Origin of the sequence: Polymorphum gilvum SL003B-26A1 (genome assembly GCF_000192745.1) — a bacterium.
GTDB lineage: Bacteria > Pseudomonadota > Alphaproteobacteria > Rhizobiales > Stappiaceae > Polymorphum > Polymorphum gilvum.
The window spans coordinates 4,244,516-4,263,145 of record NC_015259.1; the positions used below are offsets into that span (position 1 = coordinate 4,244,516).

At 67.3% G+C, this 18,630-nt stretch carries 18 protein-coding genes and 1 tRNA gene; 5 read left to right on the forward strand and 14 right to left on the reverse strand.

Annotated elements, in window-relative coordinates; all coding sequences use genetic code 11:
• Positions 1 to 4: 4 nt before the first annotated feature.
• Positions 5 to 979, reverse strand: a complete 975-nt coding sequence (locus SL003B_RS19810; RefSeq protein ID WP_242390284.1) for a zinc-dependent alcohol dehydrogenase — start codon at positions 977 to 979, stop codon at positions 5 to 7.
• A 138-nt stretch (positions 980 to 1,117) separates the two neighbouring features.
• On the opposite strand from SL003B_RS19810, the gene mdoH reads away from it, so the two are divergent.
• Entirely contained in the window at positions 1,118 to 2,974 is a 1,857-nt protein-coding gene (gene mdoH / locus SL003B_RS19815; protein ID WP_242390285.1) for a glucans biosynthesis glucosyltransferase MdoH, read from the forward strand.
• Between the two features lie 68 nt (positions 2,975 to 3,042).
• On the opposite strand, the gene ptsN is transcribed toward mdoH, so the two are convergent.
• The 8 genes from ptsN to SL003B_RS19855 form a co-directional block, all read right to left on the reverse strand.
• Positions 3,043 to 3,510 (reverse strand): PTS IIA-like nitrogen regulatory protein PtsN, encoded by a 468-nt coding sequence (ptsN, locus tag SL003B_RS19820; protein WP_013654660.1) that lies wholly within the window; start codon positions 3,508 to 3,510, stop codon positions 3,043 to 3,045.
• 76 nt (positions 3,511 to 3,586) lie between these two features.
• Complete coding sequence (gene hpf, locus SL003B_RS19825) at positions 3,587 to 4,258, reverse strand: ribosome hibernation-promoting factor, HPF/YfiA family (RefSeq protein WP_013654661.1); 672 nt, start codon at positions 4,256 to 4,258, stop codon at positions 3,587 to 3,589.
• A gap of 189 nt (positions 4,259 to 4,447) precedes the next feature.
• Positions 4,448 to 5,986 carry an RNA polymerase factor sigma-54 gene (rpoN, locus tag SL003B_RS19830; protein WP_013654662.1) on the reverse strand — a complete coding sequence of 513 codons (1,539 nt, stop codon included), beginning with the start codon at positions 5,984 to 5,986 and terminating at the stop codon, positions 4,448 to 4,450.
• A 90-nt stretch (positions 5,987 to 6,076) separates the two neighbouring features.
• Positions 6,077 to 6,874 (reverse strand): LPS export ABC transporter ATP-binding protein, encoded by a 798-nt coding sequence (lptB, locus tag SL003B_RS19835; RefSeq protein ID WP_013654663.1) that lies wholly within the window; start codon positions 6,872 to 6,874, stop codon positions 6,077 to 6,079.
• Positions 6,875 to 6,964: 90 nt separating this feature from the next.
• Complete coding sequence (locus SL003B_RS19840) at positions 6,965 to 7,501, reverse strand: LptA/OstA family protein (RefSeq protein ID WP_013654664.1); 537 nt, start codon at positions 7,499 to 7,501, stop codon at positions 6,965 to 6,967.
• Positions 7,498 to 8,160, reverse strand: a complete 663-nt coding sequence (gene lptC, locus SL003B_RS19845) for an LPS export ABC transporter periplasmic protein LptC (RefSeq protein WP_148259493.1) — start codon at positions 8,158 to 8,160, stop codon at positions 7,498 to 7,500. Before lptC ends, SL003B_RS19840 begins: the two co-directional genes overlap by 4 nt.
• A 185-nt stretch (positions 8,161 to 8,345) precedes the next feature.
• Positions 8,346 to 8,966, reverse strand: coding sequence for a ribonuclease D (locus tag SL003B_RS19850; RefSeq protein WP_013654666.1), 621 nt, complete (start codon positions 8,964 to 8,966; stop codon positions 8,346 to 8,348).
• 251 nt (positions 8,967 to 9,217) lie between these two features.
• A tRNA-Leu gene (locus SL003B_RS19855) sits at positions 9,218 to 9,302 on the reverse strand.
• Positions 9,303 to 9,476: 174 nt separating this feature from the next.
• On the opposite strand from SL003B_RS19855, the gene SL003B_RS19860 reads away from it, so the two are divergent.
• The gene (locus SL003B_RS19860) at positions 9,477 to 10,451 is read left to right on the forward strand and encodes a complex I NDUFA9 subunit family protein (RefSeq protein WP_013654667.1); all 975 of its coding nucleotides are present in this window, start codon (positions 9,477 to 9,479) and stop codon (positions 10,449 to 10,451) included.
• A 23-nt stretch (positions 10,452 to 10,474) separates the two neighbouring features.
• Here the strand turns inward: SL003B_RS19860 and SL003B_RS23580 are convergent, their stop codons facing one another.
• The gene (locus SL003B_RS23580) at positions 10,475 to 10,732 is read right to left on the reverse strand and encodes a YjiS-like domain-containing protein (protein WP_013654668.1); all 258 of its coding nucleotides are present in this window, start codon (positions 10,730 to 10,732) and stop codon (positions 10,475 to 10,477) included.
• Between the two features lie 219 nt (positions 10,733 to 10,951).
• Here SL003B_RS23580 and SL003B_RS19870 point away from each other — a divergent pair, with 219 nt between their 5' ends.
• The gene (locus SL003B_RS19870) at positions 10,952 to 11,974 is read left to right on the forward strand and encodes a helix-turn-helix transcriptional regulator (RefSeq protein ID WP_013654669.1); all 1,023 of its coding nucleotides are present in this window, start codon (positions 10,952 to 10,954) and stop codon (positions 11,972 to 11,974) included.
• A 10-nt stretch (positions 11,975 to 11,984) separates the two neighbouring features.
• On the opposite strand, the gene SL003B_RS19875 is transcribed toward SL003B_RS19870, so the two are convergent.
• Positions 11,985 to 12,275 carry a helix-turn-helix domain-containing protein gene (locus SL003B_RS19875; RefSeq protein WP_013654670.1) on the reverse strand — a complete coding sequence of 97 codons (291 nt, stop codon included), beginning with the start codon at positions 12,273 to 12,275 and terminating at the stop codon, positions 11,985 to 11,987.
• A gap of 128 nt (positions 12,276 to 12,403) precedes the next feature.
• Here SL003B_RS19875 and SL003B_RS19880 point away from each other — a divergent pair, with 128 nt between their 5' ends.
• On the forward strand, positions 12,404 to 13,840 hold the full coding sequence (locus SL003B_RS19880) for an XRE family transcriptional regulator (protein WP_013654671.1): 1,437 nt from the start codon (positions 12,404 to 12,406) through the stop codon (positions 13,838 to 13,840).
• 266 nt (positions 13,841 to 14,106) lie between these two features.
• Here SL003B_RS19880 and SL003B_RS19885 read toward each other — a convergent pair whose 3' ends face one another.
• On the reverse strand, positions 14,107 to 14,457 hold the full coding sequence (locus SL003B_RS19885) for a RidA family protein (RefSeq protein ID WP_013654672.1): 351 nt from the start codon (positions 14,455 to 14,457) through the stop codon (positions 14,107 to 14,109).
• Between the two features lie 188 nt (positions 14,458 to 14,645).
• On the opposite strand from SL003B_RS19885, the gene SL003B_RS19890 reads away from it, so the two are divergent.
• Positions 14,646 to 15,482 (forward strand): MBL fold metallo-hydrolase, encoded by an 837-nt coding sequence (locus tag SL003B_RS19890; protein ID WP_148259353.1) that lies wholly within the window; start codon positions 14,646 to 14,648, stop codon positions 15,480 to 15,482.
• 84 nt (positions 15,483 to 15,566) lie between these two features.
• On the opposite strand, the gene SL003B_RS19895 is transcribed toward SL003B_RS19890, so the two are convergent.
• Both SL003B_RS19895 and SL003B_RS19900 read right to left on the reverse strand, forming a co-directional pair.
• Positions 15,567 to 17,123, reverse strand: coding sequence for a flotillin family protein (locus SL003B_RS19895; protein ID WP_013654674.1), 1,557 nt, complete (start codon positions 17,121 to 17,123; stop codon positions 15,567 to 15,569).
• 20 nt (positions 17,124 to 17,143) lie between these two features.
• Positions 17,144 to 18,619 (reverse strand): aldehyde dehydrogenase family protein, encoded by a 1,476-nt coding sequence (locus SL003B_RS19900; RefSeq protein WP_013654675.1) that lies wholly within the window; start codon positions 18,617 to 18,619, stop codon positions 17,144 to 17,146.
• Between the last annotated feature and the right edge of the window lie 11 nt (positions 18,620 to 18,630).

Consider the following 18,630-nt stretch of genomic DNA (forward strand, 5'->3'; position numbering starts at 1 on the left):
CTCCTTACCTCTGGGGCGGATAGGCGACGACCGGAGCAAGCGCCTCCGGGCAATCGGCGAGGATCTTCGGCAGGAGGGCGGGCAGATCGGCGAAGCCGACGATGGGCGTCAGCAACGTGTCGAACCTCGCATCGGCAAGCAGCGAAAGGGCGACCTCAAGGCGCCGGCGATGGGTCCAGCGGGCGCGACGTGCGGCCGGAATGCTGCCGACCTGGGTCGAGCGCAGCACCAGACGGCGGCTGTGGAATTCGGCACCGAGCGGCACGGGTACCGGCCGGGTGCCGTACCAACTCATCTCCAGCACGGTCGCCTCATCGCCGGCAAGGCGCAGGGCGGTCGCGAGGCCCTCCGCGCTGGCGCTGGCATGGACGACGAGATCCTGATCCTGCGGCGCATCCTCTGGCCGCGAAAAGGCCAGCCCCAGTTTGGCACAGACGCATGCCCGGGCTGGGTTGATGTCCACCACAACAACCCGGGTCGCAGGGATCTGCGCCGCGAGCCAGGCGGTAAGCAGGCCGAGCACCCCTGCACCGACCACGCAGATGTGATCCCCGGGCGACGGCTGTGCGTCCCACAGGGCGTTGAGCGCCGTTTCCATATTGGCCGCCAGCACCGCCCGACCCGGCGGCACACCGTCGGGCACCGGCACCGCAGAGCTTTCGGGAATGTCGAACAGAGTCTGGTGCGGATGGAGAGAGAAAACCAGCTTTCCCACGAGGGCTTCGGATCCGTTCTCCACGAGACCCACGCTGGCATAACCGTATTTGACCGGAAACGGGAAAACGCCGGACTGGTGGGGCGCGCGCATGCGCGTCCACTCGCTTTGCGGCACGGCACCCGACATGACCAGACGTTCGGTGCCTCGGCTGATGCCGCTGGCAAGCGCACGCACCCGGCACAGGCCGGATGCAAGGGGCGGCAGGATCTCGGGAACGATGGCGCAGCGGTCCTGCCCGACATACCAGAGTGCGGATGCCACCGTTTCCTCTGTCGCCTGCGTCGCGGAGTGCGCACCTTCTTGTGATGGCATTGGACCTCTTCGCCCTTGAACTGATCGCCCATCCTGTTCGTACTGCCCCCTTGAATAGGACAGTTCATGCAATTGGGAAGTCAATTCGTGTTAGGCAGACCTCAGATCGATCCGGCAGTGCGGCAACCCTCGCCGATTGTGATGACCTGGCGCCGGGTTCTTTTCGCGGCCCTGTGCCTGGCGAGCGTCTTCGGCCTCGCCACCTTGATGGTGCTGACCCTTGCGCCGGGCGGCTACGGCCTGCTCGACCTGGCGGTGCTGGCCTGTTTCGCCGTGACGCTGCCGTGGACCGTGATCGGCTTCTGGAATGCGGTCATCGGGCTGCTGGTCATGCGGCTTGCCCGCGATCCCGTGCATGCCGTCTGCCCGCTCGCCGCACCCGATCCGGACCGCCCGCTTGCCTGCCGGACCGCCGTCTTGTCCTGCATCCGCAACGAGGACGTCACCCGAGTCGAAACCAACCTGAATGCCATGATCGCCGCCCTGGTGCGCAGCGGACACGGCCGCGCTTTCTCGATCTATATTCTGAGTGACAGCGACGACGAAGCGATCACCGCGCAGGAGGAAGCCAGCGCAATGCGGCTGGCGGAAAGATGGCATGCGCACATGCCCGTGACCTACCGTCGCCGGGACGGCAACCTCGGCTTCAAGGCGGGCAACATCGAGGACTTCTGCGACCGCTGGGGCGCCGAGCACGACTTCGCGCTGGTCCTCGATGCCGACAGCTACCTGTCGGCGGACACCATCCTCGATCTGGTTCGGCACATGGAGGTCAACCCGCGCCTCGGCATCCTGCAAACTCTGGTGGTCGGCCTGCCGACACCGAGCGCCTTCGCGCGGGTGTTCCAGTTCGGCATGCGCCTCGGGATGCGCTCCTACACGCTCGGCAGCGCCTGGTGGCAGGGCGACTGCGGGCCCTACTGGGGTCACAATGCGATCCTGCGCCTGCGGCCGTTCATGGACCACTGCCGGCTGCCGCGGCTGGCCGGGGCCGGACCGCTGGCGGGCTGGGTCCTGTCGCACGATCAGGTCGAGGCCACACTGATGCGCCGCGCGGGCTACGAAGTCCGCGTGCTGCCGTGCGAGGGCGGCAGCTTCGAGGAGAACCCACCGCATCTGCTCGAATTCATCCGCCGCGACCTGCGCTGGTGCCAGGGCAACCTGCAATATGTCCGCCTGCTCGGCCTGCCCGGCCTGCAACCGGTCAGTCGGGCCCAACTCGTCCTTGCGATCCTGATGTTCCTCGGCTCGCCAGCCTGGATCGGTTTCATGATCAGCGCCGCACTGCTCGGCCTGACCGCCGAGCCGCACCAGGCGCCGTTCCGGGCCGATACCGGCTATGCCCTGTTCATCGCCATCCTGACGATGGTCTTCGCGCCCAAACTCGCCACCGTAGCGGACATTCTCGCCAGGGCGGATCTGCGCCGGGCCTTCGGCGGCGCGCCGCGCATTCTCGTCGGCACGGCAACGGAGATCCTCTACTCGGCGATGCTGGCACCGGTGATGGCGATCGCCCACAGCCTGTTCATGGGTGGCCTCGTCTTCGGCAAGGCTGTCGGCTGGGGGGCTCAGGGGCGTGCTCTCGCTCGCCTGCCGGTGACGCTGGCCGCCCGCAAGCTGTGGCCGCAAACCCTGTTCGGTGTGCTGGCGACGGCATGGATCTCGGCCCAACCGCTGGATCAGGTCTGGCCGTTGCTGCCGATCGGCCTCGGCCCGCTGCTCGCCATTCCCTTTGCGGTTGCCTTGTCCTCACCGGCCGTCGGCCGGCTGGCGATCGGCGCGACTCTCTGGCGTATTCCCGAGGAAACCGACCCTCCTGCCGCACTGACACCGCTTCAGCTTCCGGCGCTGAGCGGTACAGGACAAACCCCACGGTCGATCCCTATCTTCGACTTGCCGGCCGAGCCAGCCCCTGTCAGGGCGCCGATCGATCCAGGCCCGTAGACCAAGCCAGCCCCAAAAGACGAAACCGGCCAAATGGCCGGTCCGTGTGAACAGTTCGTGTGCCGGGGTCAGGCCGCGTTGGACGACGCCAACGGCTGGGTCAGCAGTGCGTAGATCGTCTCGGCGTCCGCGGCACTGCGCAGATTGGCGGCGATCTTGGGATCTCGCAACTGCCTGGCGATCCGGGCAAGTGCCTTGAGATGGTCGGCTCCGGCTCCTTCGGGGGCCAACAGCAGGAAAACGAGGTCGACCGGCTGATCGTCCAGCGCATCGAAGTCGATCGGCTTCTCCATCCGCGCAAACAGGCCGACAAGCCTGGTCAGCTTGGTCAGCTTGCCGTGCGGAATGGCCACGCCATGGCCGACACCGGTCGAGCCGAGACGTTCGCGCTGCAGCAGCGTGTCGAAAATCTCGCGTTCCGTCAGCCCCGTCAGTTCGGCGGCCTTCCCCGCGAGTTCCTGGATCGCCTGCTTCTTGCTGTTCGCCCGCAAGCTTACGACCACGGCGTCTTGGGTTATCAGATCGCTCAGATCCATTTTCCTGTCCGTATGATCCTGCACGCAGGCCCCGGATGTCCGTCCGGGGCCGCGATGAGTTCAGGGGAAAGCCGGATTACTGCTTGGCCTGCTGCCCGACGAGCGCCGGATCGACCCAGCCTATGTTGCCGTCCGCGCGCCGGTAGACAACGTTGACCCCTCCGTTCGCCGCGTTCTTGAAAACAACCACCGGCGCCTCGGAAAGATCCAGCTCCATCACGGCCATACCGACCGTCAGCGTCTTGATCCTGGCGGACGTCTCCGCAATCACCAGCGGATTGAAATCCGCCGGCACTTCCTCTTCCTCCTCCGGAGAGGCGAGAATGTAGGACGCGGCCTCGAAGCTTTCGCGGCTCGACCCGTTGGTTCCGTGATGGGCCTTCAGCTTGCGCTTGTAGCGGCGAAGGCGCTTCTCGATACGGTCCGCCGCGCGGTCGAAGCTGTTGCGCGGATCATGATCCTCGCCGGACACCTGCAGGACGATACCGGTATCCAGATGCAGGCCGCATTCGGTCTTGAACCCGGCTCCCTCGCGGCTCAGCGTCACGTGGCCGTTGTATCCGCCGTCGAAGTATTTCGACAGGGCATCGGCAATCCGGTCGTTGACGTGGTCGCGCAGCGCATCACCCACGTCGACGTTTTTTCCCGAAATCCGCAATGTCATGAGGACCTCTTCTTGTTTTCTGGACCGACAGGTTGCCGGCATAACCGGCGTGCGGAACGCAAGGCGCTCCGATATTCGCAGCATGGACCACTCGGCGCTCCGGCGCCATACCCCAGGTCATCGGTCTCGCGGGCGGTGCTATAAGCGCCGACGTCCGCGAAGTCAATTGCACGGCTCCGCAGAAGGGCCGAGATGCGAACGGGCGAGCCCCGCGTCCACAGGCCATCCCATGGGTTTTGCTGCCTTTTCAGGCCTGCCCGTAGAAACGGCCGGTCAGGCCCGTCCCCGCTTCTCCCGGCGCCGCTGCACCGACGAGGAGATCCGCATGCCCTCACGATACTTCGCCACGGTGCGTCGGGCGATGTCGATGCCGTCGCCCTTTAGAAGCTTCACGATCGTGTCATCGGACAGGATCGCATCCGGCGATTCGGCATCGATCATCTGCTTGATACGGTGGCGGACGGCCTCCGCCGAATGGGCGTCGCCCCCTTCCGTGGCGGCGATGGCGGAGGAGAAGAAGTATTTCAGTTCGAAGATCCCGCGCGGCGTCGCCATATATTTGTTCGAGGTCACGCGGCTGATCGTGGATTCATGCATCCCGATCGCGTCGGCAATCGTCTTCAGGTTGAGGGGACGCAGGTATTCGATACCCTCCATCAGGAACCTGTCCTGCTGGCGTACGATTTCGGTGGACACCTTGAGGATGGTCTTGGCCCGCTGATCGAGGCTCTTGACCAGCCAGTTCGCCGTTTGCAGGCAGTCGGTCAGATAGCTTCGTTCGGTCTCGTTGCGGGCCGTGCGCGTGATCGAGGCATAATAGGTCTGGTTGACCAGAACCTTCGGAAGGGTATCGGTGTTCAGCTCGACGCTCCAGCCGCCGTCCGATGCCCGCCGCACGAGCACGTCGGGCACCATCGGCTGGACCAGCGAGGAACCGAAGGCGCTGCCGGGCTTGGGATCCAGCGCCTTGATCTCCGCGATCATCTCGACGAGATCCTCGTCGTCGACGCCGCAGACGCGCTTGAGGGCGGGAAAGTCATGGCGCGCCAGAAGTTCGATATTGCCGATCAGCGCCGCCATTGCCGGATCGAAGCGGTTGCGCTCCTTGAGCTGCAAGGCCAGGCATTCCGCCAGCGACCGGGCGAAGACGCCGGAGGGCTCGAAGGTCTGCAGAATCGACAGGACCCCCTCGAGGCGCTCCGCCGACACGCCAAGCTGAACTGCCGCTTCATCCAGATCGACAAACAGATAGCCGTTCTCGTCGAGACTGTTGATCAGATGCAGGCCGATCAGCTTATCGACGGGGTCGGCCAGCGCCAGATTCATCTGATCGGTCAGCGACTGGACCAGCGAGGTCTCTTCCGCGACGAAGGCCTCGAGATTGTAGTCGTCGGTGCTACCGGTCGCAGCGTTGCGATAGCTGTCGCCGCCGCCGAGGGCGGCCGGATCCGGCGATGCCGGCACGCCGGGTTCGTCCGGAAAGACGTTACCAAGATCGGTATCGAGCTTCGAGGCGATGGTCTCGGCGGCAGTCTCCAGCTGGCTCTGCATCCAGTCGGGGGACTCCGCATCTGTGCCGGCGGCCTCGCCCGGGCCCGGATCGCGCTCGGCTGCGCCGTCCGGGTCCGGACCCCCGTCAGCGCCCGTGTCCGCTTCGGATCGCTCCAGGAGCGGATTGCGCTCCAATTCGGCGTCGACATACGCGACCAGATCGAGGTTCGACAACTGCAGCAGCTTGATCGCCTGCATCAGCTGAGGCGTCATGATCAGCGACTGGCTCTGCCGCATCTCCAGCTTGGTCGTGATCGCCATGACGGGGCTGCCGTACCCTTCGCTCTGCCTTCTGGTCCGCTTCTTGCTTATCGCGCACCACGACCTTATAGCGCACCCCAGAGCGTCACATCAAAGCGTAAATTGTTCGCCGAGATAGAGCCTGCGCACATCCGGATCGGCGACGATCTCGAACGGGGATCCCTCGGTGAGCACCTCACCGGCTGCGATGATGTAGGCGCGGTCGATCAGGCCCAGGGTTTCCCTGACATTGTGGTCGGTGATCAGCACGCCGATACCGCGCTGGGTCAGATGGCGAACGAGTTGCTGGATATCGCCAACAGCGATGGGGTCGATACCCGCGAACGGCTCGTCGAGCAGCATGAAGGACGGCCGGCTGGCTAGTGCCCGGGCAATCTCGACCCGGCGACGCTCGCCTCCCGACAGGGCGATGGAAGGCGATCGACGCAAATGCGTCAGACCGAACTCGGATAGCAAGTCGTTGAGGTCCTGCTCGCGCCGGCGCCGGTCCGGCTCGACCACCTCGAGCACGGCTCGAATGTTGTCCTCGACGTTCAGGCCGCGAAAAATGGACGCCTCTTGCGGCAGATAGCCGATGCCGAGGCGCGCGCGCCGGTACATCGGCAGATCGGTTATGTCGAAGCCGTCGAGCTCGATCTTGCCCTGATCGGGACGGATCAGGCCGGTGATCATGTAGAAGACGGTCGTCTTGCCGGCGCCATTGGGGCCGAGGAGACCGACGGCCTCGCCCGGACGCACTGTCAGCGAGACGTATTTGACGACCTGGCGGCGGCGATAGCTCTTGCCGATGCCTTCGACGACGAGCGCACCGTCTTCCGTCCCCGCATCCTGCACGCCTGCCCTCGCGGCCGGGTGCGGATCGCCGAATGAGAAGGGAAACAGTTTCACGCAGAGCGTCCCGTCGATCGAGTTCCTTCGCCCCTCTTAAGCGCTGGAGGCGGCGCTGTCGAGACCGACCGGCTCACGTCTTCCGCTAGGTCAATTGCCATTCAGGCTGTTGGGCTGGATCAGCACTTTCACGCGCCCGGACCTCGGCGCCTCCAGATCGGCCTTGCCGGTATCGAGGTTGATCGTCAGCCGGTTGCCGACCACGACGTTCGGCCCCTGGCTGAGGACGACCTCCTGTCCGGTCATCACCATGACCTTGCGGTTCATGTCGAAGCTGGCGTCGTCGCCGGTGGCGGTCTGGTCTTTGGAGGAGATGTAGACCCTGCCGCTCGCCTCCAGGCGCGTGATGCGCTGCTGGACGCCGCCGGCCGCCTTGCCGTCGTAGAACACCCGCAGCCGCTGCGTCTTGAGACGCGTGTCGCCCTGCGACACGACCACGTCGCCGACGAAGGTCGCGCTGTTGGTCTTGTCCTCGACTTGCAACTCGCGTGCCTCGATCTGGATCGGCTCCTTGTCATTGGAGCCGAAGCCGGCAAAGGCGTTGGAGAACGTCTGTCCGGCAGCCGTTGCCGGAACAAGAACGAGGAGGGCCAGGGCGGCCACCATCCGCTGCAGCCGTGTGATCATTTCGTCTTCTCCTGGGCGCCCGGTCTGAGCACCATCTTGATTCCGTCCGTGAAGCGGACGAGTCCCTTGTCCTGGTCGTAAGCGAACCGTCCGGCCTGGATGTCCCCCTGTTGCGAATTGATCTGCAAGGGATCCGAGGTGCGGACCGTTCCGGTCCTCAGGTCCACGTCGACGCTTTCGAAATGCACCTGGTAGGTTCCGCTCCAGTCGAGTTCGATTCCTTCGCTCAGGCTGAGCGTTTCGGCGCCGTTGTTGTAGGTTCCCTTCGTCGCCGTGATCGCAGCCCGCTGGTCGGGGCCGAGCACGATCTCGGCGGTAATGGTCTCCAGATCGATGATCCGAGGATCGGTGATGCGCTGGATCGCGCGCACCGCCGAGACCTTGTAGGACCTCTCGCCGTCATGGCCGGACAGTTCGGGGCGATCCATGACCAGGCCTTCGCTGGTCAGGATCACGTTGCCGATGCCCAGGCTGTTGAGAACGTTGTAGAGAAAGATCAGGCCGGCGATGGCAACCAGGATCGCCACTCCGAGCAACGGGAAGAGGATCCGAAGCAGACGCACGAGCCCGGAATTGCGCCGCGCCGCCTTGCGTGCCAGACGACGGCGTTCGAGACCGACCGCCTCGACGGCGGACTCCTGCGCGCCCCTTTCCGTCATCGTCGTCACGTTGCCGTGTTCTCCCGCCCGACCGGCCCATGCCGCACTGCGGCTCCGGGCCGTGCCCGATCGTCCATGCACCCTGATCGCATATGAAACGCATATGGATGGAAACAGCGGCACATTAAAGGCAAAACCCGCAGCACGCCACGCCGTCGCCCCCCAGCGAAAACGCCTCGCAGTCGTCAGGTATGGGCGAAGATGTCCTGCTCCTCCCAGCCCATGAGATCGAGAGCCGCGCGCGTGGGCAGGAATTCATAGCATGCCCGGGCCAGGGCCGTGCGCTCCTCCCGCTCAAGCATTGCCGCCAGCTTCTCGCGAAGTGCATGGAGATGCAGCACGTCCGAGGCGGCATAGGCCAGTTGGGCATCGGTCAGCGTCTCGGCGGCCCAGTCCGAACTCTGCTGCTGCTTCGACAGATCGACGCCGAGCAATTCGCGCGTGATGTCCTTCAGGCCGTGACGGTCGGTATAGGTGCGCACGAGCTTCGAGGCGATCTTCGTGCACCAAACCGGCGCGACCTCGATGCCGAGATTGTGCCGCAGGACCGCAAGGTCGAAGCGCGCGAAATGAAAGATCTTCATCTTGGCCGGATCGGTCAGCAAGCGCGCGAGATTGGGCGCCGCGCGCTGCCCGCGCGCGATCTGGACGACATCGGCCGTACCGTCTCCGGGCGACAGCTGGACCACGCAGAGGCGGTCGCGGTGCGGATTGAGGCCGAGGGTCTCGGTATCGACGGCGACGGCCTGGGCCGCATCATAGGCGGACAGGTCGGGCAGATCGGTCTTGTGGTGTCGGATGGTCATGAAAGGCCGGCTTCCTCGCTCACGCGCTATCTGTGGCGGCCGCAAGGACCGGCTGGGCGCACCCGGTCCGTCAAGGCCATGTCCGCCTCGGCCCGTCGGCACTGACGATCCCATACAGCATATTCGCCCGCCGGACGGCAAGTCCTGCTGCCGAGGCGATCGGCACCGGACGCCGGAAACGAAAAAAGGCCCGGAGAACCGGGCCTTTTTCGTGTGTCCCGGACCGAAGCGAGCGATCCGAAACCGGAATTTGGTGCCCAGGAGAGGACTCGAACCTCCACGCCTCGCGGCACAGGTACCTGAAACCTGCGCGTCTACCAATTCCGCCACCTGGGCTGTGGGAGCGGCTTTTAAGGGGCGCCTCGACCCTTGTCAATCATCTCTTTCGGGACGAACGCCATTCGTACACTTCCGCCCTTCACAGGGGCGCGGCAACGGGCTAAGAGACCTCTCGGCGCCGCCGTTCCGGCCGGTGCCCTTCATTCTGTGACGCGACAAGGAGCGGCAGGCATGACCACGGCGCTCAACGGAAAACTGGTAACGGTGTTCGGCGGCTCGGGTTTCGTCGGCCGCCATGTGGTGCAGGCGCTGGCGCGCCGGGGCTACCGGATCCGCGCCGCCGTGCGCCGGCCTGACCTGGCCGAACACCTGCAGCCGCTTGGCGCCGTCGGCCAGATCATGCCGGTCCAGGCCAACCTGCGCTACCGCTGGTCGGTCGACCGGGCGGTCGAGGGCGCGGATGCCGTGGTCAACCTGGTCGGCATCCTCTACGAATCCGGCAAGCAGAGCTTCGATTCGGTGCAGGCCTTCGGGTCGCGCGCGATCGCTGAAGCCGCTCGCGCCGCCGGACTGGGCGCGGTGACCCACGTCTCGGCCATCGGCGCGGATCCCCGCTCGCCGTCCGCCTATGCCCGTTCCAAGGCCGCCGGCGAGGCGGCCGTGCTCGAAACGCTGCCCGACAGTGTCATCCTCCGGCCGTCGATCATCTTCGGGCCGGAAGACGATTTCTTCAATCGTTTCGCGGCGATGGCCCGGCTGTCGCCGGTCTTGCCGCTGGTCGGCGGCGGCGAGACGAGGTTCCAGCCGGTCTATGTCGGTGACGTCGCCGCCGCGGTCGCCAAGGCGGTCGACGGTGAGGCGCGGGCGGGGACGGTGTACGAACTGGGCGGGCCGGAGGTGAAGAGCTTCAAGGAATGCCTGGAGCTGATGCTCAAGATCACCCGGCGCCAGCGCCTGCTCATACCGCTGCCCTTCGGCGTCGCCGAACTGCAAGCGCGTATCCTACAGATGCTGCCCAGGCCGCTGCTGACGGTCGATCAGGTGCGCCTGCTGAAATCCGACAACGTCGTGTCGGCGGAGGCCGAGCGCGACGGGCGGACGCTGACCGGGCTCGGCATCGCGCCGTCGACGCTGGCGGCGATCCTGCCGACTTATCTGGAACGGTTCCGCCAGCACGGCCAGTACGACGCCCACCGCGCCGCCTGAGCGCGCGGCGGGCCCTGTCCCGGTCACGGTCGGCGGAGACCGCGCGGCGTGTGGTAGTTGTCCCCCGGCTCGCGGGCGAGGCGCGCATAGCCGGTGGACGTGCGCGTGAGGCCGATGTCCCACAGCGACCGGTCATCCAGGCGGTCGAGTGCCAGCATCGTCCGGCGCCGCCGCCGCCAGGCCCGCAGCCGTTCGCCAAGCGCGCGCAGCAGTGCCAATCCCACACCGGCCAGCCCGGCAGCACGGACCCGGCCGATTTCCCTGTCCTCATATGTCGTCATGATCCAGTCTCCTGTCCGGGCCGGTTTTTCGAGCCCGACGGGAGGATGCGGGATCAAACCTGACAGCTCCGAGTCAGCTTTGATCCCGCTATGTTCTGTCCGAAACGACCTTGACAGGGGTGCCAAGCGGTGCCGGACTCCCACCGGCATGGTGCCGGAGAAGCGCCGGAGACCTGCCGGACTTCTGCTGCCCTGTCCGATGCGGGAGACACGCAGGCCATGAACCCGATCGAACGCGCCCTCGGCATCCTGCTGCTGCTGTCCGGCGGCAAGCTGGTCCCGGCGACCCGGCTGGCGGAGCGATTCGAGGTGTCGCTGAGGACGATCTACCGGGACGTCGACCGGCTGCTGGCGCTCGGGGTGCCGATCGAAGCGGAGCGGGGCGCCGAAGGCGGCTACCGGCTGGCGAAGGGCTACCTCCAGCCGCCGGTGGCGTTGACGCGCAGCGAGACGGCGGCCCTGCTGGTCGCCCTGGCGCTGGTGCGCGGCATCCGGGCGACGCCGCTCGCAGGCGACCTGGAGACGGCCGAACGCAAGCTGGTGGCGTCGCTGCCGCGCAGCGTGCACGACCTGCTGGTCGATGCGGAGCGCATCATCGGCATCGAGCCGACGCCGCCCGACCTGTTCCATGCCGGCACCCGGGTCGAACCCTCGGCCGACTGGCAGAAGGCGCTCGACGGCTTCATGACCGGGCTGCTGGCGGGCCGGCGGGTGCGTTTCGAGCATCACAATCCGGCGCGCGAGGCGCCGCGGGATCACGAGGTGGAGCCCTACGGCATCCTGTTCGACCGCGACCTGTGGTACCTCGCCGGGCGGTCGGTGGACGCGGACGACCTGCGCATCTACCGGGCGGACCGGATCCGCAACATCGAGGTCAGCGGGCTCCGGTTCCGACCCAACAAGGACTTTTCGGTGCAGAGCCTGCTCGGCGGAGCGTGGCTGTCGCGGGCGATGCGGCGGTGGGAGCGGGAGGACGCGATCGCGCAGATCCGCGTCAGCGGCGGGCAGGCTCTCAGGCTGTCCCAGGACTGGTACTACCGCCATGCCGTGTTCACGCCCGCCGACGGCGGGCGGGTGCTGATCAGCATCCCCGACACCAGCCGCGACCGGCTGCTGCCGCTGATCCGCTGGCTCGGGCCGGGGGCCGAGCTGGTCGAGCCGGCAGCCCTGCGGAGCGAACTCGCCGAAGAGCTCAAGGCCATGGCGCGCAGCCACCGGGAGGGCGGCGGCGCTGCGCCCTGAGCCGGTCCGCTCAACCCTCGCAGTCGGCCCGGATCAGCATGGCGACGGCATGGATGCGGTTCTTCGCCTTCATGCGCCGGACGGCGGCGGCGACATGGGTCTTGACCGTGGCGACGGAAATGTCGAGGCGGTGGGCGATCTGCTTGTTGATCAGGCCGTCGGCGAGCATGCGCATGACCGCCTTCTGGCGTTCGGTCAGCGCGGCAACGCGTTCGCCCGGCGTGGAGCGGGCGGTGACGGCGGGAGACGGCAGGGGATAGTCCGGCGTCCTGTGCCAGCCGTCGGAAATGATGTCCAGCATGCGAGGTCCTCCCAAACAGGTCGGCCGATCGGCCGTCGGCTGCACCCTATGCTCTTTGCTGATCCACTGCGATATGCAAAGATGCAGAAAGTTAAATTGCAAAATCTTCGCAATTCGAGACCCGTGCGATGGCAAAGAAACTGTTCGCCGGACATGTGCTCCGGAAGATCCGCGAACGCGCGGGGCTGAGCCAGGTCGGCTTCGCCACCCGGCTCGGACTGTCGCCGTCCTACGTCAACCAGCTGGAAAGCAACGTTCGCCCCGTCTCGGCCGGCGTGCTGATCGCGGTCAGCCGCGAATTCGGCGCCGATCTCGCCAGCTTCGAGGCAAGCGATCTCGACCGGCTGGTGGCGGACCTCGGCGAGGCCTTCGCCGACAGCCGCTTCCACGACGGCTCGGTCGGCCTGCAGGACCTGAAGAGCGTCGCCACCCACACGCCCGACTTCGCCCGCGCCTTCCTCGACCTCTACGGCGCCCTGCGGCGGATGAGCGAGCAGCAGGCCTCGCTCGACGACGTGCTGGAAACGCAGGGCGGCCATCCCGGCCGGCCGCAGCGGCTGACGCCGCCCTACGAGGAGGTGCGCGACCATTTCCACTACATCGACAACTATGTCGACGACCTGGACGAGAGCGCCGAACGCCTGGCCTCCGAACTCGGCCTGGCCTGGCACGCCGACCGGCTGCGGGTACTTTCGGGCTGGCTCGCCGACCGGCATGGCGTGACGGTCGATGTCGTCGAGCGCGGCAGCGCCGACGCGCCGATCGTCGCCTTCGACCGACGACGGAAGCTGGTCGTGCTGGACCGGGCGCTACCGCGCCCCAGCCTCGACTTCCTGCTCGCCGGCGTCGTCGGCGACCTGACCGCCGAGGATCTGATGGCCGCCCATGCCGAACGAGCCGGCTTCACAAGCCCGGCCGCCCGGGACATCTGCCGGCTGGCACTGCGGAACTACTATGCCGGCGCCCTGCTGCTGCCCTACCGGCGGTTCCTCTCCCTTGCCAAGGACTACCGCCACGACCTCGACCGGCTCGCCGTGACCACGGGGGCTAGCGTCGAGCAGATCGGCCACCGGCTGTCGACCCTGCAGCGCAGCGGCGAGAAGGGCGTGCCGTTCTACTTCCTCAAGGTCGACCGCGCCGGCAACGTCATCAAGCGGCACAGCGCCACGCGCTTTCAATTCGCCCGCTACGGCGGCTCCTGCCCGGTGTGGAACGTGCACGAGGCGTTCGAGCACCTGGACAACCGCCTGTCGGTGCAGGTCGGCGAGATGCCCGACGGCACGCAATACCTGTGCCTCGCCCGCAGCGTGTCGAAGCCGGCGTCCGGCTTCGGCGCCCGCGAGCGGCGCTACGCCCTCGGCCTCGGCTGCGAGCTGAAATACGCCGACCTGATCGTCTATGCCGACGGTCTGTCGGCGGCCGACAAGAGCCGGCCGGCGCGCATCGGCATCAACTGTCGCATCTGCCCGCGCGGCGACTGCCTCGACCGCGCCTTCCCCGCGCTCGACAAGGAACTGCTGGTCGACCAGTCGGCGCGCGGCGTCGTGCCGTTCTCGATGCGCTGACGCGGCAAGGCGGGAGCGGACCTGCCGTCAGTTCGATCCCGAAGGGGACTCTCCTGCGGTATCCTTCCGACCAAGCGGCCCCTGGAGTCCAGACCGGAGAGCCAAAACCCCGCCCATTTCGACAAAACAGGCACGGCGACGCCCCGGCTCACCGGTCCCGCATCTCCGCTTCGCTGCGTGCGGGATAACGAAAACGGAGGTTCGTCAGCAGCCTCGCGACGGGGCCTCTCTCCGCGTCGAGGAGAAGAGAGGAGCCGGCCGTGAGATTATTTCAGCGCGGCGACGACGATGATCTCGACCTTGTAGTCGGGGCCGGCGAGACGGGATTCCCCCGTCGCGCGCGCCGGCGGATTCGCTGGGTCGACCCAGGCGTCCCAGACCGCGTTCATCTCGGCGAAATCGGCCATGTCGGCGAGCCAGATCGTTGCCTGCAGCAGGCGCGACTTGTCGGTGCCGGCACGCGCAAGCAGCGAATCGATCGAGGCAAGCACGGCCTGCGTCTGCGCGGTGACGCTCTGGCCCGGCGCGCCGACCTGGCCGGCGAGCCAGACGAGGCCGCCGTGGACGACGGCCTGGCTCATGCGCGGGCCGGGATCGAGACGGGTGATGTCGGACATGGGAGTTTCCTGTTGTTCGGGATTTTTCGACGGCCGAGGACCGGTACGCGCGTTGAACACCATGGCCGGGGCGGGGCGCAAGCGGGAAATGGCGCGCGCCTGCCCGACGCGACGCATCGCCTCTTGCGCGGGCCGGCGGAATCCCCTGCACTGGATCCGTCCTCCTCCGTTCAGCAAGGGGCACGTCCGTGAGCCGCCGATCCGCCATTCAGAGAGTGTTCGCCGCAATCGCCCTCGGCGCGGCGCTGCTGCTTGTGCTCCTGCCGGGGGTGTCGATGCCGGCGCGCGCCGCAGGTCCGGTGCGGATCGTTACCGTCTACGACAACGAGGCGGCCGGGCCGGGCCTTGCCACCGGCTGGGGCTTTGCCGCCCTGGTCAGCACGCCGGGCGGCACCGTGCTGTTCGATACCGGCCGCGACGGCGCCGCGCTGCTGGCCAACATGACGCGGCTCGGACTCGATCCGAACGCGATCCGGTCGGTCGTGCTGTCGCATGCCCACTCCGACCACACCGGCGGGCTGACGGCGTTGCTGGCGGCGATCGGAAGGGGAGCCGGAGAGGTCGAGGTGGTGGTGCCCGCGCCTGTTCCCGAGACGATCCGCCGCCAGGTCGCGGCAGCGGGCGCGCGGCTGCGTTCCGTCTCCGGCCGGGCGGAGATTCTGCCCGGCGTGTTCGGCACCGGGTCGCTCGGCGGCGGCATTCCGGAGCAGGCTTTGGTGGTGGACACCGCCGAAGGCCTCGCCGTCGTGACCGGCTGCGCGCATCCCGGCGTGCTGCGGGTCGTCGAGGCGGTCCGCGTCCAGCACGCCGGCCGGCCGGTCGCTCTCGTGCTCGGCGGATTCCATCTCTACAAGACCGGCACGGCGGAGATCGCCCGCGTCGTCGACGGCCTGCGCCGGCTCGGCGTGCAGCGGGTCGCCCCGTCCCATTGCAGCGGCCCGGCAGCCCGGCGCCTGTTCGAGGCGGAATTCGGCGCCGACTTCATCGCCGGCGGCGCTGGCTCGGTCGTCCGCCTGGGACGCTGACCTGGGGCGCTAACCTGGGGCGCTGAACCGGCAGACCCGCCCTTCAAGGGCGGGTCTCACGGGGGCGGCGATCCGCCGGCTCGCTCAGCCCTGCCGCCGTTCGTCCGGGACGACGCCATCCAGATTGAGGCCGATGGCATCGCCCAGCTTCTTCATCGCCGGGAAGGTCACCGCCATGTCGAGGATGGCGTCCACGGTCTGGTTCACGGGCGAGGCCGGCCGCTCGTCCGCGCCCGCGCCGCGCCCCAGTCCGGTGACGTGATTGATGGAGATGCCCTTGATCTTCTCGGCCGGCTTGACCATCTCGCCGACGATCTGGGGCAGGGCTGCCAGACGGGCCTTTTCCATCTCCAGGGCCGCCAGTTCGGGCGTGCGCTGGTTTTCCGCGGCGATGCGCGCCGCAAGGCCGTCGGCTTCCGCCTGGCGCAGGATGCGCAGGGTTTCCGCCTCCTCGCGCTTGACGATCCCCTGGGCCCTGGCCGCGACCTGATCGGCTTCGCTGGCGCCGCGCACGCGGATGGCCTGCGCCTCGGCTTCCTGCTCGGCGGCCAGAAGGGCAAGGCTCTTGCGCCGCTCGGCTTCGGCGAGCTGACGGACGGTGGACAGGTCCTCCTCCGCCTTGACCACGGCGGCGCGGGCGCCCGCCGCCTCGGCCTTGGCCCGGCTCTCCTCCTGGCTCCTGGCGGCGATCAGGATGGTGCGCTCCTGCTCGGCGATCTCCAGCGCCTTGGCCTGGGCGATCTCGGCCTCGCGGACGAGTTGCTCGCGCGCCAGCGAAGCCGTCTGGATCGCCCGTTCCATCTCGATGCGCGCCTCGGCCGCCGCGCGTTCGGCCTCGGCCTTGCGCCGCGCCACCTCGGTGAGCTGCTGGGCGAGCAGCAGCTCGATTTCCTGCGTCTGCTGGATCTCGGCCCGGCGCTGCTCCAGTTCGATCTCCAGCTTCCTGCGGTTCGCCTCGACTTCGGCGCGCCGCACGCTCACCTGGCTCTCGCCCTCGATCTCGGCGCGCTCCTTCTTGGACTTCGCGATGACCTCGGCCAGCTTGCGCATGCCGACGGCGTTGAAGGCGTTGTTCTCGTCCAGGGCGGAGAACGGCGTCTGGTCGAGCGAGGTCAGCGACACGCTGTCCAGTTGCAGGCCGTATTTCGACAGGGTCGCGGTCAGCGCGTCGCGCACGTCACGCACGAAGATGCCGCGGTTCTCGTGCAGCTCGTCCATGGTCATCTGCGCCGCCACGGCGCGCAGGGCGTCCACCATCATGCCGTCGATCAGCGCCTTCAACTGGTCGGGCTGGAAGGTGCGCCGGCCGAGCGTCTGCGACGCGCGCACGATGGCGCCCTCCTCGGGGATGACCGAGGCGTAGAATTCGGCGCCGACGTCGATGCGCATGCGGTCCTTGGTGATCAGGGCGCTGTCTCCCGCACGGGTGACGTCCATGCGGATCGTCTGCATGTTGACCCGGCCGACCTCGTGGAAATAGGGAATCGCCAGTGTGCCGCCGTCGATCACCACCTTGCGCCCGCCGACGCCGGTGCGCACCAGGCTGACCTCGTTGGTGGCCCGTTCGTAGAACCAGGCGGCCAGCGTGATCACCACCGCGGCGACGACGAGAAGAAGGATAATCCAACCCAAAACGTTCATGGTCCTGTCCTTTCCCTGTCTCAGAATTGCGGCGGGAAATGCCGGCCGCCACGGTCGAGCGTGATCCAGCGCAGTTCCGTGAACGCATCCAGAGACCAGCGGCCGCCGTAGCGGCCGACGCCGCTCGCCTTGGTGCCGCCGAAGGGCACATGCGGCTCGTCGTTGATGTTCTGGCAGTTGACATGGGCGATGCCGGTCTCGAGCCGTTGCGCCATGCGCAGCGCGCGCGCCTCGTCGCGGCTCCACACGGCGGCGGTCAGGCCGTATTCCGTGTCGTTGTTGAGGGCGACGGCCTCGTCCTCGTCGCGGAACGGGCTGACGATGACGACCGGACCGAAGGTCTCGTCGTGCCAGATGTTCATGCTGGAATCGACGTTGGTCAGCACCGTCGGCTCGACAAAATTGTCCCAGGCGCGGCCGCCCAGCTCGACCGTGGCGCCCTTGGCGACGGCGTCGTCGATCAGCGCCTTGACGCGCTGCGCCTGACGGTTGTTGACCAGCGGCCCGATGACGTTGGACGGATCGTCGGTATGGCCAGTCTTCAGCTTGCGCGCCCGGGCCAGGAAGCGGTCCATGAACGGCGCGTAGACCTTCTCGTGCACCAGCAGCTTCTCGGTCGACATGCAGACCTGGCCCTGGTGCATGAAGCTGCCGAAATTCGCCGCGCGCGCCGCGGCGTCCAGATCGGCATCGTCCAGCACAATCATCGAATCCTTGCCGCCGAGCTCGACGCAGACCTTCTTCAGATAGGCCCCGCACTTGGCTGCGATGTGCCGGCCGACGGCGGTGGAGCCGGTGAAGCTGATCGCCTTGACCTTCGGGTTGCCGATCATCTCGTCGCCGACGGCGCCGACGCTGTCGCGCGAGCAGGTGACGACGTTGAAGACGCCTGCGGGCACGCCTGCCTCCTCCAGGATCTCGGCGAAGTAGAGGCCGCCCGAATAGGGCGTGTCCTCGGACGGTTTCAGCACCACCGTGTTGCCGACGGCCAGCGCGGCGGCAAAGCCGCGCGAGGTCAGGATGCCGGGCATGTTCCAGGGCGAGATCACGCCGACGACGCCGAGCGGAAAGCGCGTCGCCATCATCAGCTTGTGATGCTCGGAGGGCAGCACCTCGCCGATCGACTGGTAGCAGAGCGCGGCGGCCGAGCGGAACACTTCCGCCACGTAGCCGGCTTCGAACAGGCCCTTGCCCTTCCAGCCGCCGCCTTCGGCGACGGCGGCGGCGCAGAAGTCCGCGGCCCGCTTCTGCCACACGTCGGCTATCTTCAGCAGGAGGTGGGCACGGTCGTGGAAGGCCCGCCCCGACCACTCGGGGAAGGCCGCCTGGGCGGCCTCGATCGCGCGGCGCATGTCGGCGGCGGAACCGTCGGGAATGCGGGCATAGACGGTGTTGTCGGAGGGGTTCAGGTCCTCGAAGGTCCGGGCGGCGGGCACCCACTGTCCGCCGATGTATATGCCGCGGATGGTCGGGGCGCTGGAGACTTTGTCTAGCATCGGTCTTGGTT

Excerpts from the sequence above, each read along its gene's own strand:
- SL003B_RS19875 (WP_013654670.1), bottom strand. The coding sequence starts at position 12,275 with ATGCTGGACATCATTTCCGACGGCTGGCACAGGACGCCGGACTATCCC.
- SL003B_RS19850 (WP_013654666.1), bottom strand. The coding sequence starts at position 8,966 with ATGACCATCCGACACCACAAGACCGATCTGCCCGACCTGTCCGCCTAT.
- rpoN (WP_013654662.1), bottom strand. The coding sequence starts at position 5,986 with ATGGCGATCACGACCAAGCTGGAGATGCGGCAGAGCCAGTCGCTGATC.
- SL003B_RS19840 (WP_013654664.1), bottom strand. The coding sequence starts at position 7,501 with ATGATCACACGGCTGCAGCGGATGGTGGCCGCCCTGGCCCTCCTCGTT.
- SL003B_RS23580 (WP_013654668.1), bottom strand. The coding sequence starts at position 10,732 with ATGACGACATATGAGGACAGGGAAATCGGCCGGGTCCGTGCTGCCGGG.
- SL003B_RS19885 (WP_013654672.1), bottom strand. The coding sequence starts at position 14,457 with ATGTCCGACATCACCCGTCTCGATCCCGGCCCGCGCATGAGCCAGGCC.
- SL003B_RS19880 (WP_013654671.1), top strand. The coding sequence starts at position 12,404 with ATGGCAAAGAAACTGTTCGCCGGACATGTGCTCCGGAAGATCCGCGAA.
- SL003B_RS19900 (WP_013654675.1), bottom strand. The coding sequence starts at position 18,619 with ATGCTAGACAAAGTCTCCAGCGCCCCGACCATCCGCGGCATATACATC.
- SL003B_RS19895 (WP_013654674.1), bottom strand. The coding sequence starts at position 17,123 with ATGAACGTTTTGGGTTGGATTATCCTTCTTCTCGTCGTCGCCGCGGTG.
- lptC (WP_148259493.1), bottom strand. The coding sequence starts at position 8,160 with ATGACGGAAAGGGGCGCGCAGGAGTCCGCCGTCGAGGCGGTCGGTCTC.
- ptsN (WP_013654660.1), bottom strand. The coding sequence starts at position 3,510 with ATGGATCTGAGCGATCTGATAACCCAAGACGCCGTGGTCGTAAGCTTG.
- hpf (WP_013654661.1), bottom strand. The coding sequence starts at position 4,258 with ATGCTGCGAATATCGGAGCGCCTTGCGTTCCGCACGCCGGTTATGCCG.
- SL003B_RS19870 (WP_013654669.1), top strand. The coding sequence starts at position 10,952 with ATGAACCCGATCGAACGCGCCCTCGGCATCCTGCTGCTGCTGTCCGGC.
- SL003B_RS19860 (WP_013654667.1), top strand. The coding sequence starts at position 9,477 with ATGACCACGGCGCTCAACGGAAAACTGGTAACGGTGTTCGGCGGCTCG.